The sequence below is a fragment of the Labilibaculum manganireducens genome (genome assembly GCF_963665805.2).
In the GTDB taxonomy this organism is placed as follows: domain Bacteria; phylum Bacteroidota; class Bacteroidia; order Bacteroidales; family Marinifilaceae; genus Labilibaculum; species Labilibaculum manganireducens.
Genome location: NZ_CAXXEE010000003.1, coordinates 4,657,301 through 4,672,188 on the forward strand (window position 1 = coordinate 4,657,301; position 14,888 = coordinate 4,672,188).

A 14,888-nucleotide genomic window follows, 5' to 3' on the forward strand; every position below is an offset into this window, starting at 1 on the left:
ATTTTTAATACCAATAGCTATTATGATTCGATTACAAAACATTCACAAATCGTATATTACCGGTACTAATAAACTTCACGTTTTAAAGGGGATCGATTTGCATATAAAAGAAGGCGAATTAGTTTCCATAATGGGGTCGTCAGGATCAGGTAAATCTACACTTCTTAATATACTTGGCCTTTTAGACAATCATGATGAAGGAGTTTACACTCTTAATCAGGAAGAAATAAAAGCCATGAGTGAAACAAAAGCTGCAAAGCTTCGAAACAATCTACTCGGTTTTGTATTCCAGTCCTTTAACCTGATCTCTTTTAAAAATGCGATGGAAAATGTGGCACTTCCATTGTATTATCAAAAGGTTGCCAGAAAAAAGAGGAATAAAACAGCTTTGGAGTATCTGGATAAAATGGGACTAAAAGATTGGGCTGAGCACATGCCAAATGAGCTTTCAGGTGGTCAGAAGCAAAGAGTTGCAATAGCCCGGTCAATAATCACGCAACCAAAAATTATTTTAGCAGACGAACCAACTGGTGCATTAGATTCTGCAACCTCCGTTGAAGTTATGAATCTTTTAAAAGAAATTAATCAATCCGGTATCACAGTTATTATCGTAACACACGAAAATGATATCGCCCATATGACAGACCGGATTATTAATCTAAAAGATGGTAGAATCGAATCCATTATTGAGAATAATAAAATCAATAGTAAGGAAACTATCAAAATTCCTCAGGAATAAACAAACTATCTAAACCTAAACACCTGGAATAAAGCTATGTTCGACAGAGATAAATGGCAGGAAATATTTAGTACCATTAGTAAAAATAAAACCAGAACCGTTCTGACCGGTTTTTCGGTAGCAACAGGAATTTTCATGTTGATTTTTCTTTTGGGTGCAGGACGAGGTCTTAGAAATGGAATGACTTCAGTTTTTGCACAAGATGCAACCAACAGCATGCAAATATATGGTGGCAGAACAACCAAAGCATACAAAGGAACTCCCGAAGGAAAACGAATTCAAATGGTTAATGAAGACTATCTTGGGTTTAAAAAATCAATTGAAAAATTGGATGTAATTTCTGCAATGTCTTACATTCCCGGAGCTGAAATAATATCCTATAAAAACAATTACGGAAATTTTAATGTATCTCCTGTTCATGAAACTTATAAAGAGATTAAAAATTTTGAAATACTTGAAGGACGGTTTCTAAATGAAAAGGACATTAAGGAAAACCGAAAAGTTGTTGCCATTCAGGATGTTGTTAAGGAGGTTCTCTTCCCTAAAGAAACGGCTATTAATAAATTAATTAATATCAACAACATCAAATTTAAGGTAGTTGGTGTTTTTAATCAGCCAAGTTTCGATGATAATTCCAGAGAAATTTACATCCCGATTACTGTTGCTCAAAATATTTTTAACAACAACGATCACCTTCAAAGAATATCCTTTACACTAAACGATATTTCAGTAGATGAGAGTAAAAAAGTTGAGCAATTTATTACTTATCAAATGGCTAAACGACATGAATTTAGTCCCGAAGATAAGAATGCTCTTTGGATACAGAACAACATCGAAAATTCGCAGCAATTTGCTGGTCTTTTTAGTGCAATTGAAATGTTTGTGTGGATTATTGGAATTTTCACTATTGCATTAGGAGTAATTGGTGTTTTTAATATTATGATGATTGTTGTTAAGGAAAGAACCAAGGAAATTGGAATTCGAAAAGCAATTGGGGCTTCTCCAAGCTCTGTAGTTGGACTGATATTAATGGAAGCAATATTTATAACAGCAGCCTCGGGATATGTTGGACTAATTGCCGGGGTGGGCTTACTTGAAGTAATCACCAAATTTGACCTTATTAACAAAATATACCCACCTGCAGCAATTTACTTTTTAAATCCACAGGTTGATTTAGGAATAGCTATAGGTGCAACCATTGTTTTGGTTGTAACCGGTGCTCTTGCGGGTTTTTTCCCGGCAAGAAAAGCCGCTTCAATCAGACCCATTGAAGCTTTAAGAGACGAATAATAAACCAGACTAATAAACGATCAGCTAATGTTCGATTTGGATAAATGGCAGGAAATTACTGCCGCACTAAAAAAGAATAAACTACGGACCATACTTACCGGTCTCGGGGTAATGTTTGGAATCTTAATTCTGGTAACCTTACTGGGTATTGGAAGAGGTTTTCAAAATAATATACAATCCTCATTAGGTAATTTCGCAACAAATTCAACAGTTTTTTGGGTAGAAAAAACTACCAAAGCTTACAAAGGTTTGCCACGAAACAGATCGTATCTGTTTACCAATGATGATCTGGAAGTACTTAAAAGATCGATACCTGAATTACAGGATATTGCTCCTGATATAAATGGATGGAGCGGAAATGCCACCAACAATACATTTCGGGAAGATAAAAAAGGAAATTTCAGAATCAAAGGGACTTCACCGGAAATGAACAATGTAAATCCGGTTGAAGTTACTGCCGGTCGTTTTATCAATCAGAATGATTTAAAAGAATTTCGAAAGGTAATTACAATTGGACCAAGAGTTCAGGAACTAATGTTCGAAAAAGATGAAGATCCAATTGGTCAGTACCTTAAAGTAAATGGAATTTATTTTAGAATTATTGGTACAATTAAACCATTAAGTAGAAATATGGGAATGCGCGATGACGTACTTCAAATGCCATTTACTACGTTGCAGCAATTGTATAACCAAGGAGACAAATTCCGTGTCTTCTTAGCAACGGCTAAGGTTGGAGAATCGGTAGCCGACTTGGAAGACAAAATATTTGAAATTCTGGCCAGAAGGCATTCCATTCATCCTGATGACAGACAAGCCATTGGTAATTTTAATATCGCCAAGATGTTCAACAAAATATTTGGCCTTTTTAACAGCATTGGATTCTTATTTTGGGTAATAGGCTTTGGAGTTCTTCTAACCGGTATTATTGGAGTTAGCAATATTATGCATGTAGTTGTAAAAGAAAGAACAAAAGAATTGGGAATTAAACGTGCCATTGGTGCACGTCCTCGTGAAGTTGTTGGTCAAATCATAAATGAAGCCGTTTTCCTTACCACCTTTGCGGGATTCTGGGGACTGGTTTTAGGTGTTTTAATTGTAGAAGGAATCGGTAAAATGACAGAAGGTGATCCTAATCCACAAATTTTAAATCCTTATGTTGATATAAATGTTGCATTTATAGCACTCGGTGTTTTGGTTTTATTTGGTGTTTTGGCTGGACTGCTTCCAGCACAAAGAGCCATCAGAATTAAACCCGTAGATGCATTGAGATACGAATAAAAAAAATAATTCATAATCCGAAAATAATACTAGTCATGAAAAAAGTTTTTAGAATTGTATTGGTTGTATTTTTTATCCTCCTTTTTGTAGGAACCATTGTATTCCTATATCAAAAGTCGCAGGATAAACCTGTGGTTTACAACACAAAATCACCTGAAATAACAGATATTATTAAAAAGACGGTTGCAACCGGATCTGTTGTTCCAAGAAAAGAAATCGCAATTAAACCTCAGGGAGTTTCCGGAATTATTGAAACTTTATATGTTGAGGCTGGGGATATGCTAAAAAAAGGTGATCCTATTGCTAAAATAAAGATCATTCCTGATATGATTAATTTGAATAGTGCTGAATCGAGAGTAAAAGTAGCCCAAATTAATTACGAGGATAAAGAAATTAACTACAACCGGGATAAGGCTTTGTTTGACAAAAAAGTTATTTCAGAATCTGATTTCCAAAAGACACAATTGTCTTTCCGAAATTCTACAGAAGAGTTGCAATCAGCAAAAGATAATCTGCAGTTGATTAAAGAAGGTGTAACTAAAAGCTCTGCAAAAGCTACAAATACCATTATTCGTTCAACAATTGAAGGAATGATACTTGATATTCCGGTAAAAGAAGGAAATTCAGTAATTCAAAGCAATACTTTTAATGATGGAACCACAGTTGCTATTGTTGCTGACATGGGTGAAATGATTTTTCAAGGTAAAGTTGATGAAACAGAAGTTGGAAAGATTGTTCAGGGAATGAACCTTGAATTAACCATTGGTGCAATTGAAGATGTGAAGTTTGACGCTCATCTGGAATACATATCTCCAAAAGGTGTGGAAGAGAATGGCGCCATTCAATTCGAAATAAAAGCCTCTGTTAAGCTTAAAAAAGACTTCTTTATTCGTTCGGGATACAGTGCTAATGCTGAAATTGTGCTTGATAAAAGAGAAAAAGTATTGGCTGTAAACGAAAGTCTTTTAGAGTTTAAAAATGATTCAACTTTTGTAGAGGTAGAAACTTCTGAGCAAAAGTTTGAAAAGAGATTTATTAAAACTGGTCTTTCGGATGGTATCAACATAGAAGTTTTAGAAGGTATTACAAAAGACGATAAGCTTAAAGGAGAAAAAAGGAAAAAAATTGAAGAAATAAAAGAGAAGAAAGACTAGGAAAAACTTCCATTGAGGTGGAAAGGTTAAATAAGCATCATTAATTTATCCTTGTTAAATTAATGACGAAAGAACTAGTTTTATCGGATCAAAAAAATACATACACACATGAAAAAAATATTATTACTTGTCCTTGTTTTTGCCTTTTCCTTTTCTGGTATTTATGCTCAGGAATTATGGAATTTGGAGAGATGCATAACACATGCAAAGGAACACAATATCAACCTTAAGTTACAAAAACTGGATGCTGACGTTCAGGCAAACAATACCAGGCAATCAAAATTGGATCTTTTACCAGACTTAAATGGTAATACAGGATACAACTTTAACTATGGACGTTCGTTAAGCGCTGACAATACCTATGTAAACGAAAACAGTCAAACTGGTTCTCTTGGCCTTTCATCCAGAGTTACTCTATTCAGTGGTTTTCAAAAATGGAATTCAGTTAAACAAAACGAATTGGATCTTAAAGCAAATTTGCAGGATGTTGAAAAAGCAAAAGAAGATCTAGCATTGAATATAACATCCTACTATTTAGATATTTTATTTAAAAAAGAACTTCTTCAGGTAGCACAAGAACAATTAAAAGTTACTGAGCTTCAGATTAAAAGAACAGAAGTTTTGGTAGAAGCAGGAACTTTACCAAAAGGAACTTTGATGGAACAAAAAGCTCAGGCCGCACGCGAAGATCTTGCTGTAGTTAATGCGCAAAATTCTCTTGATATCGCTTTGCTCGATTTGGCGCAGTTATTGGACTTAGAAGACACGAAAAATTTTGATATCCAGACACCTGAACTACCTGTTTTAAATGCAACCAAATCAATGGTTGATCCTGAATCAGTTTTTATTAATGCATTAACCTTCCGTCCGGAAATGAAAGCGGCACAATACCGTTTGGAAAGTTCTGAGAAAGGTTTGATTATTGCTAAAGGTCAACGTACTCCAACTTTATCTATGTCGGGATCATGGAATTCGGGTTATCGCAGAAATCAACCTGAATATGGATTCGCCACAGACGGAAGCCCTATTGTTATCAGAAAAGAAATGAAATTGAATGATCAATTAAGATTGTTTGAATCTAAAAGCTTTGGTTTCAATTTAAGCATTCCAATTTTTAATGGAGGAGTTGTTAACCGAAACATTAGTAACGCAAAAATCAATATTGATCGTTATCGCTTAAATATGGACAACTCTAAAAATGTCCTGCGAAAAGAAATTGAACAAGCACATGCCAATGCCAAGGCTGCCATGAAAAAGTTTTTCTCTAGTGAAACTGCAGTTTCTTCAACCGAAGAAGCCTTCCGTTACACCGAAGAAAAATTCAATCTTGGCTTGGTTAATTCTGTGGATTACAATCAGGAAAAAAACAATCTTTTCAAATCTAAATCAGATTTACTGCAAGCGAAATACGAATACATATTCCGCACCAAAATTCTTGATTTCTATAATGGCATCGAAATAAATTTATAATCAAGTTTCAAATTCAAAAAAGCTCTCAGCCCATTTCGGGTTGAGAGTTTTTTTTATCAAGTAAGTGTTTCCTTCCAATTATTTGTCTTAGTAATAGAACCGTTTTAAAACCATATCATTTACCCATTTTAATAAATTTGGATAGTGAACTGGTCATATATTTGAACTGTTATCGTTCACAATTAGTATTTTATCCTTTATTTTGCATTGATTTTAAATTTTATCAAATGGCATTACTATTACATATAGAGACATCAACAGCGGTTTGTTCTGTTGCATTAGGAAAAGATGGTGATTTACTGGCTCTTAAGGAAACAAAAGAAGGAATGAAACACGCAACTCACCTAACCATTTTTATTCAAAACATTTTAAAGGAGAATAATTTAACTCCAACCGATTTAGACGGTGTTGTAATTAGTATGGGCCCTGGATCGTATACTGGCTTACGCATTGGTGTATCAACAGCGAAAGGGATTTGTTACGGAGCTAACCTGCCTCTAATCTCAATAAATACTTTGCAGGCAATGACAAAGCCATTACTTGAAAATAAAGATATTACGTCTCTATTGACTAATCCTGAAAAAGCCTATTACTGTCCGATGATTGATGCAAGAAGGATGGAAGTTTACACTGCCTTTTTCAATAGCAAAAATGAATTGGCCGGAGATATTTCTGCTGATATTATTGATGAAAACTCCTACTCGAAAGAACTTTCGGAAAGAGAAATTATTTTCTTTGGTGATGGCTCTTCAAAATGCAAGGAAGTAATCAAAAGTAAAAATGGCATCTTTCTTGATAATATAACACCATCGGCAGTAGGAATGATAGAACTGGCTGAAATAAAATTTCAGAATCAGGAATTTGAAGATGTGGCTTATTTTGAGCCCTTTTATCTGAAAGATTTTGTTGCAACTACTCCTAAAAAGAATATCTTTAATTAAGAATCAACAATAATCCATATGTATAAATTATCTCTTAGCATTCTTCTAATTTTTCTAAGCCATACACTTTTATTGGCCGATTCTCCTATTAAGAATACCGAAAAAGGGGAAAATCTAAGATATGTTATACATTATGGAATTATTCGAGGTGGAAAAGCAAGCCTAAAAATCAGAAGTGAAAAAATAGATGGCAAAGATCTGTATCATGCAACTCTAACTGGGAAAACCATCGGATTATTCAATTCGCTTTATAAAGTAAAAGATACATACGAGAGTTTTATTAATACAGAAACCCTGTTGCCTGAAAAAGCAATTCGAGATATTCGCGAAGGAAATTACAAAAGATATACTGAAATTGTTTTTAACCGGGAAAAGAATGAAGTGAACTCCACACGTTCCGGAATTCATAAAGTACCGGAAGGAACACATGATATTTTATCGGCTTTTTACTTTGCAAGAGCCAATCATTTCAATTCAAATTTAAAAGTTGGAGAAGTCGTGAAAATCCAAACTCATTTCTCCGATGAATTGTTTCTTCTTCAATTCCGATTTATGGGATATGAAACAATTAACAGCAAAATTGGAGATGTGAACTGTTATAAATTTATACCAATTGTAGCAACAGGTAGAGCATTTAAAGATGAAGATGATATGACCATCTGGATATCTGCTGATGCAAACCGGATTCCGGTTCGCGTACAATTCGATCTTTTTATCGGTTCATTGCGCTGTGATTTGATTAATTTTTCAGATTTTTCCTATGACTCCCTCTTGGATAACGACTAATTTTTTACCATTTCAAGGGTATCTATTTCAAACAAAGCCTCATAATATTTCAGAATATTAATTGTTTACCCTATTTTTGCAAAACTCAAAAAGAGACGAAGCTTTTCTTTTCTTAGAAATGATTATTAAAAATTAATATTATATCATGGCATCTACTACAGATTTTAAAAATGGAATGTGTATCCACTATAAAGGAGATTTATATACAATTGTACAATTCCAACACGTAAAACCAGGTAAAGGTCCAGCCTTTGTTAGAACAAAACTTAAAAATGTTAAAACAGGTAAAGTTATTGACAATACTTTTAACTCTGGTGTGAAAATTGACATCGCCCGTATCGAGAGACGTCCGCATCAATTCCTTTATAAAGATGATATGGGATATAATTTGATGCACACCGAAACATACGAACAAATTGTTTTACCTGAAGAATTGTTTAATGCCGCTGACCTTTTAAAAGAAGGTGAAATGGTTGAGGCGGTTTTCCACGCCGACACAGAAACTCCATTGTATGTCGATCTTCCTGCTCATGTTGTTATGGAAGTTACTTACACAGAACCTGGTTTAAGAGGCGATAGTTCATCGACCTCATCGCTAAAAGCAGCAACTGTAGAAAGTGGTGCTACCATAATGGTACCTTTATTTATCAACACAGGCGATTTAATTAAAATTGACACACGTGACCACTCTTATTCAGAGCGTGTAAAAGCATAATTTTTATAAACTCATCATCAAAAAAGGATTCTTTATGGAATCCTTTTTTTTTTTCATATTTCCGATTGACTGATGATTTGATATTTCTTAAATTAGCATGGAACATAAACCCTCCCTATCGTGATCAAGCAACAATCTGTTAACAGCAAATTTAAGCTCAACCTAATCCTTAAAATTACTCAGGCGATTAATGAAAACTTATCAATTGATGAGCTTTTGCAGCAGTATAAGCATATTTTATTTAATGATCTTAAGATTGGGAAAATTGCAGTTTACAAATTTAGTTCCCGCTGGGAAAAATTATTGGTATCCGGTATTTCAAAAGAATGCATTGATAAGATTAAAATTGGAAAACACCTAAGCAGTATTTCTGAAATTACTTATGTATCACGAGATTTACCCGAAGTGTTCTGGTCTTTTGATTTTATTATTCCGGTCATCCACAAAAATTCAGTACTTGCATACATCCTAATTGGTGATATCGATGAAGAAATGGAAGGAATGAGCCCGGCAATCAGACACCTTAGCTTCATACAAACCATTTCCAATATTATCATTGTGGCCATGGAGAACAAACGTCTGTACAAACAATTATTGATTCAGGAAGCTTTTAAGAAGGAAATGGAATTGGCTTCAAAAATCCAAAACCTTCTCATTCCCAATCAAAGCTCACTGCCACAAAATCAATATATTTCTACCTGCGGATATTATCAGCCACACTTTGAAATTGGCGGCGATTATTACGATTTTATCAACTTTAACGATCAGGAGTTAGGATTTTGTATTGGTGATGTTTCAGGAAAAGGAATTCCGGCAGCCTTAATCATGTCTAATTTTCAAGCTACATTACGGGCGCTTTTCAGGCCTGAAACACCGCTGGATGAACTCATGGTTCAATTGAACCAAAAAGTATGCGACAACTCAAGCAGTGAGAAATTCCTGACCTTTTTTATTGGGATTTACAATTACACCACCAGAAAGCTGAAATATGTGAATGCCAGTCATCACCCTCCACTTCTTTACAATTTTGTAAATGGAGAAACTACCTTACTAAAAAAAGGATGTATTGGTTTGGGTATGCTTAATGAGATCCCAGCCATATCAATTGGAGAAATTACAATTAATGAGCATTCAAAGCTGCTTTGCTATACCGATGGATTAATAGAACTCGAAAGAGATGATCAAATGGAGGTAGGCGTTCAGTTCCTAACCAAAACGTTCGCAACACAAAAAAATATCTCAGATACCTTTACAGATCTGATACATCACATCGACATCGGAAAAAAGAACAAGGCCGTAATAGACGATATCTCTTTGTTCGGCATCGAGTTCAAAACTACACAAATGTAAAAAGGAACGGCTGATGCCGTTCCTTTTTTATTTAAATAAGATTTCCTTATTGTATTTCGAAAGCGACATCTTTTGAGACTGATTTTCCAGCAGTATCTTTAACTATTACAGAAAATTTGTAGGCTCCGGGCTTTGTATTATCAGGAGTTGCAATACTAAAGCTAATTAGTTTTGATGCACCAGAAATAGGAGGTACCGCATTTCCAGCCGCGTCAGTATCCGAAAGACTATTAAAACTAAACTCTTCAACAGTTTTTGCAGACTTAACTCCAGTATACGATACCGTTACAGTATAAGATGCTAATGCAACATTATCCGTGGCAGTAAAGTTGACACTTAAATTTGAACCTGCTGTAACTACTGTGCTTGTTGTTGGGCTAGCAATTGTAACTGTAGGATCAACAGTATCTTCTTTGTCATCACCACCACTACTGCCACAACTCATCATACCTATTGAGAAAAGAACGATAAGGGCATACTTTAAGAATTTCATATAATCTGATTTTAGTTTGTGATTTAGTTTTATCTAATAAAAATAGTTGATAGCTAGCAAACTAGCAAGCAACTACAAGGAAATAATTCTTTTTACCTTTTTGAACCAAAAAATATTTATCTGCAATTAAATGTTCTTTTGTAATTAACATCTCCGGATTATCTACTTTTTCCTTATTAATACTGATTGCATTGCCTTTAAAAAGTCGTCTTAATTCTCCTTTCGATGGAAATACATCTGTTTTAACAGCCAATAATTCTAAAATATCAATGCCATTGTCAAATTCAGATTTGCTAACAGTAAACTGAGGTACTCCTTCAAAAACAGATAAGAATGTCTCTTCATCCAATTTTTTCAAAACATCAGCTGTGGCTTTTCCAAATAAAATTTGAGATGCTTCAACTGCTGTATTGTAATCTTCTTCGGAGTGGATCATGATAGTTACCTCTTTAGCCAACCGTTGCTGCAATTTTCTCATATGAGGAGCTTCCTGATGTTCTTCTATCAGAGCAAAAATTTCTTCTTTCGGAAGAAGTGTGAATATTTTAAGGTATTTCGCGGCATCTTCATCAGAGGTATTCAGCCAAAATTGGTAGAATTTATAAGGCGAAGTACGTTTAGGATCTAACCAAATATTTCCTGATTCTGTTTTTCCAAACTTTCCACCATCTGCTTTAGTAATCAGCGGACAAGTTATCGCAAAAGCAGTACCACTTTCTTTTCGGCGAATTAATTCTGTTCCGGTAGTAATGTTTCCCCACTGATCGGAACCACCCATCTGCAATTTGCAGTTCTTAGTTCGGTAAAGTTCCAAAAAGTCAGTTCCCTGCACTAATTGGTAAGTAAATTCGGTAAAAGACATTCCTGATTTAGAATCAGCACTTAATCTTTTCTTTACAGAATCCTTACTCATCATGTAATTCACAGTAAGGTGTTTGCCAATATCACGAATAAAATCAAGAAAGGTAAAGTCCTTCATCCAATCGTAATTGTTCACCATTTCGGCAGCATTTACGGCGTCTGAATCGAAATCCATGAACTTGGAAAGTTGCGCACGCAAACATTCCTGATTGTGACGAAGAGTTTTTTCATCCAGTAAATTTCTTTCCTGAGATTTACCAGAAGGATCTCCGATCATGCCGGTTGCTCCTCCTACCAATACAATTGGCTTGTGTCCCGATACCTGAAAATGTTTTAACATCATTACACCAACAAGGTGTCCGATGTGCAGTGAATCTGCCGTAGGATCAATTCCTACATAAGCTGATGTTAGTTCTTTTGCAAGTTGTTCTTCTATTCCAGGCATCATATCGTGAATCATGCCCCGCCACTGGAGTTCCTCAATAAAATTCATTTGTTCTGTATTTAATTTCCTGATAGGAATCTAATTATCAATTTTCTATTTGAATGGCAAAGATAAGAATTTTACCATTTTATTATGCTGTAATTTTTTCTATTCAACAACTAGTGAAATCAAGCTGTATAAAATCCCCGATATCAGTAAAATATTATAGATAAAAGAAAGCATAAAAAATTTCACAATTGTTTTTATCCATGATTGCTGATAATAAAATTTCAAGGCCAGAAAAAGTTGTATGGGAATCAATAAATACAAATAAAAAGCAAACTGATGAACAAATTCTAATTTCGTCATTATCAACAGTTCACTAACAATCACAATCACAAAAATAAAAGAATGAAAATTAAGTGATATTAATAAATGTTCTAACAAATAATGCTTTCTTCGGATGTAGAACAGTGCCAAAAACAAAGCAAATACCGGAAGTATAATCAGCAAAGTTTGTGATAACTTTTTAAAGACATTATCCATCATCAAGGTAGGATTTAACTTCCACATGTCAATCACACGTTTTACATCTGAATTTCCGAACTTGTTATTCTTCCCTCCCTTTCCGCCAAAAGTAATTGATTGCGCCGTTTGTGCAGTATCCTGACTAATATTTAAGTTAAACAATCCTTTTTTTAATTTTGAATTGGTCAAAGAATCTGACTCCAAGCTATCTACCTGGTTTTTATTTTCATCAACCATATCCTCGAAATAGGATAATACATCAACATCTTTTCCTTCCTCTGTTGTAAAAGTAAAGTTTTTTTCTGCCTGGGTTTCGGGCATGTGATTATGGGAAAGCAGTAAAAATGCAAAAAAAGTAAGAAATAGATACAGTCGAAAAGGTGGCGTATATCTGGCTCTTTTCCCTCTCATAAACTCTTTGGTAAGATAACCAGGCCGAACAAACAGAGGCACTATCGTATGAAGAAATTTATTATCAAGCGATAGAGCATCTCCAAGGGATTCGGACAAGACACTAAAAAAAGGTCTGTGAAAATCTTTTACCGACTGACCACAATTGGAACAAAAACTACCATTAACCGGATGTTCGCAATTGGCACAAAACCCCTCAAAATGAAAAACTTTCCTTTTGGGAAGTTTTTGGATGCATTTCTTAATTATTTCTTTCATCAGACTTCAAGAGGGAGTTCTTTTTTCACTTTTTCCTTAATCTTTTCTTTCGTATCACTAAAATCTGAATCAAACAATTCAAACATCTTTTCCGAAACAGTTGTCATTGGCTTATATAAGTAGCTTCCATCTTTTTTTTCATCTGAAATAAATTCAAATTTCCGATCTAAATAATCAACAAAATATACAATAATACCGATTATAATAATGCCCTTCATTAAACCAAATACCATTCCCAAAATTCGGTTAAACATCCCTAAAGCAACAGCTTCAACAAGTGAATTGAGAAGCTTGCCAATGATATGAACAATAATTACAATGACAATAAATGTGATTCCAAATGAAATGTATCCCATATATTCGGAGTCGTAATTAAAACGATCCCTTATGAATTGCGCTGTAAAATCGGAGAAATGAATGGCTCCATAGATCCCTAATACTAAAGCAATCAAGGTAGCAATTTCAAAGATGAAACCATTCTTAAAACCTTTAACCATTACCCAAAGCAATGGAATACCTATCAATATATCGAGAATATTCATTTGTAATGCGTTTCTAATTTGACAATGATCACCAAATATAAGTAAAAACCAACATAACCTGAGCATAATATTTAGATAAGAAACAAGACCTCAATTAAAATTTCTTTATATTTAAATCAGTAAACTATTCAAATATGGCTTTAATAAACTCTCTTGTTAGTTGGCTGAATACGAAAAGATTCTCTCAGATCGATTTTTTTAAAAATCATCCGATTGAAACTCAGAAAGAAACCCTTACGCAATTAATCGAACAAGCTTCGAATACTGAATGGGGAAAAAAGTATGACTTTAAAAGTATTCGCACACTTTCTGAATTTAAAGATAGATTGCCGGTTCAAACCTATGAAGATATTGAACCTTACATTAACAGACTTAGGAATGGTGAGCAAAATATTTTTTGGCCTTCCGAAATAAAATGGTTTGCCAAATCGTCAGGCACCACCAATTCGAAAAGCAAATTTATTCCGGTAAGTAAAGAAGCTTTGGAAGACTGTCACTTTCGAGGAGGAAAAGACATTTTAGCCATCTATACTTCTCTGTTCCCCGAAACCGGTATTTTTAAAGGGAAAGGATTAACACTTGGTGGAAGTCATCAGATTAACAATATCAAAAATGATTCTTATTATGGTGATTTGTCAGCTATTCTAATTCAAAATCTTCCATTTTGGGCTGATTTTATAAGAACACCTGATACATCTATCGTATTAATGGATGAGTGGGAAGAAAAACTGAATAAAATGACAGAAGCAACACTGAATGAGAATGTAACCAGTTTATCTGGTGTACCTTCCTGGTTTTTGGTTCTGTTAAAACATATTTTAAATGCTTCAGGCAAAAACAACATTCACGAAATATGGCCTAATCTTGAACTTTTTGTTCATGGAGGTGTTAGTTTCGACCCTTACCGTGAACAATTTAAAGGATTGTTACCATCTCAAAATATGAACTATCTGGAGACCTATAACGCCTCCGAAGGTTTTTTCGGAATTCAGGATAATCCTTTAGATGATTCACTGCTTTTGATGTTGGATTACGGTATTTATTATGAATTTATTCCTATTGAATGTTTGGCCAATGATCATCCAGGAGCCATCAGTCTGGAAGAGGTAAAACTTCATACAAACTACGCAATCGTTATTACAACCAACGGAGGATTGTGGCGTTATCAAATTGGAGACACCATCCGGTTTACATCAAAAGCCCCGTTTAAATTTAAGATTTCGGGCAGAACCAAACTATTCATCAATGCCTTTGGTGAGGAATTAATTATTGACAATGCCGAAAAGGCAATTCAAACAGCCTGCGTAAAAACCAATTCAATCATTAAAGAGTATACAGCCGCTCCTGTGTTTATGGCATCGAATCAAAAAGGGGCTCACCAATGGTTAATTGAATTTGAAAAAGCACCCGGCAACATTGACGAATTCAATTTCATATTAGACAATGCCTTAATGAGTGCAAACTCTGATTATGAGGCAAAAAGATACAAAAACATTACCCTTGAGAAACCACACATTACCATCGCTAAACCTGGTTTATTTTATCAGTGGCTGAAAGAAAAAGGAAAATTGGGCGGTCAGAATAAAGTGCCCCGACTTTCAAATAATCGTGATTTAATTGAGGAACTACTACAAAAAAACAACTAATC

General features: G+C 34.5%; 14 protein-coding genes. 10 read left to right on the forward strand and 4 right to left on the reverse strand.

Annotation, left to right across the window (positions count from 1 at the left end; genetic code table 11):
- Positions 1–22 precede the first annotated feature (22 nt).
- The 9 genes from ACHZAX_RS18300 to ACHZAX_RS18340 all read left to right on the forward strand — a co-directional run bounded on the left by ACHZAX_RS18300 (position 23) and on the right by ACHZAX_RS18340 (position 9,723).
- A complete protein-coding gene (locus ACHZAX_RS18300; RefSeq protein WP_324292982.1) occupies positions 23–739 on the forward strand; it encodes an ABC transporter ATP-binding protein in 717 nt (238 codons plus the stop codon).
- 36 nt (positions 740–775) lie between these two features.
- Positions 776–2,029 (forward strand): ABC transporter permease, encoded by a 1,254-nt coding sequence (locus ACHZAX_RS18305; RefSeq protein WP_101310261.1) that lies wholly within the window; start codon positions 776–778, stop codon positions 2,027–2,029.
- A 27-nt stretch (positions 2,030–2,056) separates the two neighbouring features.
- On the forward strand, positions 2,057–3,307 hold the full coding sequence (locus tag ACHZAX_RS18310) for an ABC transporter permease (RefSeq protein ID WP_320020093.1): 1,251 nt from the start codon (positions 2,057–2,059) through the stop codon (positions 3,305–3,307).
- A 35-nt stretch (positions 3,308–3,342) separates the two neighbouring features.
- Positions 3,343–4,461: an efflux RND transporter periplasmic adaptor subunit gene (locus tag ACHZAX_RS18315; protein WP_101310263.1), complete on the forward strand. Its 1,119-nt coding sequence runs from the start codon at positions 3,343–3,345 to the stop codon at positions 4,459–4,461.
- 108 nt (positions 4,462–4,569) lie between these two features.
- Positions 4,570–5,931 (forward strand): TolC family protein, encoded by a 1,362-nt coding sequence (locus tag ACHZAX_RS18320; RefSeq protein ID WP_320020094.1) that lies wholly within the window; start codon positions 4,570–4,572, stop codon positions 5,929–5,931.
- A 227-nt stretch (positions 5,932–6,158) separates the two neighbouring features.
- Positions 6,159–6,872: a tRNA (adenosine(37)-N6)-threonylcarbamoyltransferase complex dimerization subunit type 1 TsaB gene (tsaB, locus tag ACHZAX_RS18325; protein ID WP_101310265.1), complete on the forward strand. Its 714-nt coding sequence runs from the start codon at positions 6,159–6,161 to the stop codon at positions 6,870–6,872.
- 18 nt (positions 6,873–6,890) lie between these two features.
- Positions 6,891–7,658 carry a DUF3108 domain-containing protein gene (locus ACHZAX_RS18330; RefSeq protein WP_101310266.1) on the forward strand — a complete coding sequence of 256 codons (768 nt, stop codon included), beginning with the start codon at positions 6,891–6,893 and terminating at the stop codon, positions 7,656–7,658.
- A gap of 145 nt (positions 7,659–7,803) precedes the next feature.
- The gene (efp, locus tag ACHZAX_RS18335) at positions 7,804–8,373 is read left to right on the forward strand and encodes an elongation factor P (RefSeq protein WP_101310267.1); all 570 of its coding nucleotides are present in this window, start codon (positions 7,804–7,806) and stop codon (positions 8,371–8,373) included.
- Between the two features lie 120 nt (positions 8,374–8,493).
- A complete protein-coding gene (locus ACHZAX_RS18340) occupies positions 8,494–9,723 on the forward strand; it encodes a GAF domain-containing SpoIIE family protein phosphatase (RefSeq protein WP_320020095.1) in 1,230 nt (409 codons plus the stop codon).
- Positions 9,724–9,769: 46 nt separating this feature from the next.
- On the opposite strand, the gene ACHZAX_RS18345 is transcribed toward ACHZAX_RS18340, so the two are convergent.
- The 4 genes from ACHZAX_RS18345 to ACHZAX_RS18360 form a co-directional block, all read right to left on the reverse strand.
- The gene (locus ACHZAX_RS18345; RefSeq protein ID WP_320020096.1) at positions 9,770–10,216 is read right to left on the reverse strand and encodes a DUF4625 domain-containing protein; all 447 of its coding nucleotides are present in this window, start codon (positions 10,214–10,216) and stop codon (positions 9,770–9,772) included.
- 61 nt (positions 10,217–10,277) lie between these two features.
- On the reverse strand, positions 10,278–11,570 hold the full coding sequence (gene tyrS, locus ACHZAX_RS18350; protein ID WP_101310270.1) for a tyrosine--tRNA ligase: 1,293 nt from the start codon (positions 11,568–11,570) through the stop codon (positions 10,278–10,280).
- A gap of 99 nt (positions 11,571–11,669) precedes the next feature.
- Positions 11,670–12,698: a DUF3667 domain-containing protein gene (locus ACHZAX_RS18355; protein ID WP_101310271.1), complete on the reverse strand. Its 1,029-nt coding sequence runs from the start codon at positions 12,696–12,698 to the stop codon at positions 11,670–11,672.
- Complete coding sequence (locus ACHZAX_RS18360) at positions 12,698–13,240, reverse strand: CvpA family protein (protein WP_320020097.1); 543 nt, start codon at positions 13,238–13,240, stop codon at positions 12,698–12,700. The genes ACHZAX_RS18355 and ACHZAX_RS18360 overlap by 1 nt, the downstream gene beginning before the upstream one ends.
- Positions 13,241–13,374: 134 nt before the next feature.
- Between ACHZAX_RS18360 and ACHZAX_RS18365 the strand changes: the two genes are divergently transcribed.
- Positions 13,375–14,886, forward strand: coding sequence for a GH3 auxin-responsive promoter family protein (locus ACHZAX_RS18365; RefSeq protein ID WP_320020098.1), 1,512 nt, complete (start codon positions 13,375–13,377; stop codon positions 14,884–14,886).
- The last annotated feature ends 2 nt before the right edge of the window (positions 14,887–14,888 follow it).

Bases quoted from the DNA above. Each gene is read 5' to 3' on its own strand.
- ACHZAX_RS18355 (WP_101310271.1), bottom strand. From the start codon at position 12,698: ATGAAAGAAATAATTAAGAAATGCATCCAAAAACTTCCCAAAAGGAAA.
- tsaB (WP_101310265.1), top strand. From the start codon at position 6,159: ATGGCATTACTATTACATATAGAGACATCAACAGCGGTTTGTTCTGTT.
- efp (WP_101310267.1), top strand. From the start codon at position 7,804: ATGGCATCTACTACAGATTTTAAAAATGGAATGTGTATCCACTATAAA.
- ACHZAX_RS18300 (WP_324292982.1), top strand. From the start codon at position 23: ATGATTCGATTACAAAACATTCACAAATCGTATATTACCGGTACTAAT.
- ACHZAX_RS18320 (WP_320020094.1), top strand. From the start codon at position 4,570: ATGAAAAAAATATTATTACTTGTCCTTGTTTTTGCCTTTTCCTTTTCT.
- tyrS (WP_101310270.1), bottom strand. From the start codon at position 11,570: ATGAATTTTATTGAGGAACTCCAGTGGCGGGGCATGATTCACGATATG.
- ACHZAX_RS18330 (WP_101310266.1), top strand. From the start codon at position 6,891: ATGTATAAATTATCTCTTAGCATTCTTCTAATTTTTCTAAGCCATACA.
- ACHZAX_RS18365 (WP_320020098.1), top strand. From the start codon at position 13,375: ATGGCTTTAATAAACTCTCTTGTTAGTTGGCTGAATACGAAAAGATTC.
- ACHZAX_RS18360 (WP_320020097.1), bottom strand. From the start codon at position 13,240: ATGAATATTCTCGATATATTGATAGGTATTCCATTGCTTTGGGTAATG.
- ACHZAX_RS18315 (WP_101310263.1), top strand. From the start codon at position 3,343: ATGAAAAAAGTTTTTAGAATTGTATTGGTTGTATTTTTTATCCTCCTT.
- ACHZAX_RS18305 (WP_101310261.1), top strand. From the start codon at position 776: ATGTTCGACAGAGATAAATGGCAGGAAATATTTAGTACCATTAGTAAA.
- ACHZAX_RS18310 (WP_320020093.1), top strand. From the start codon at position 2,057: ATGTTCGATTTGGATAAATGGCAGGAAATTACTGCCGCACTAAAAAAG.
- ACHZAX_RS18345 (WP_320020096.1), bottom strand. From the start codon at position 10,216: ATGAAATTCTTAAAGTATGCCCTTATCGTTCTTTTCTCAATAGGTATG.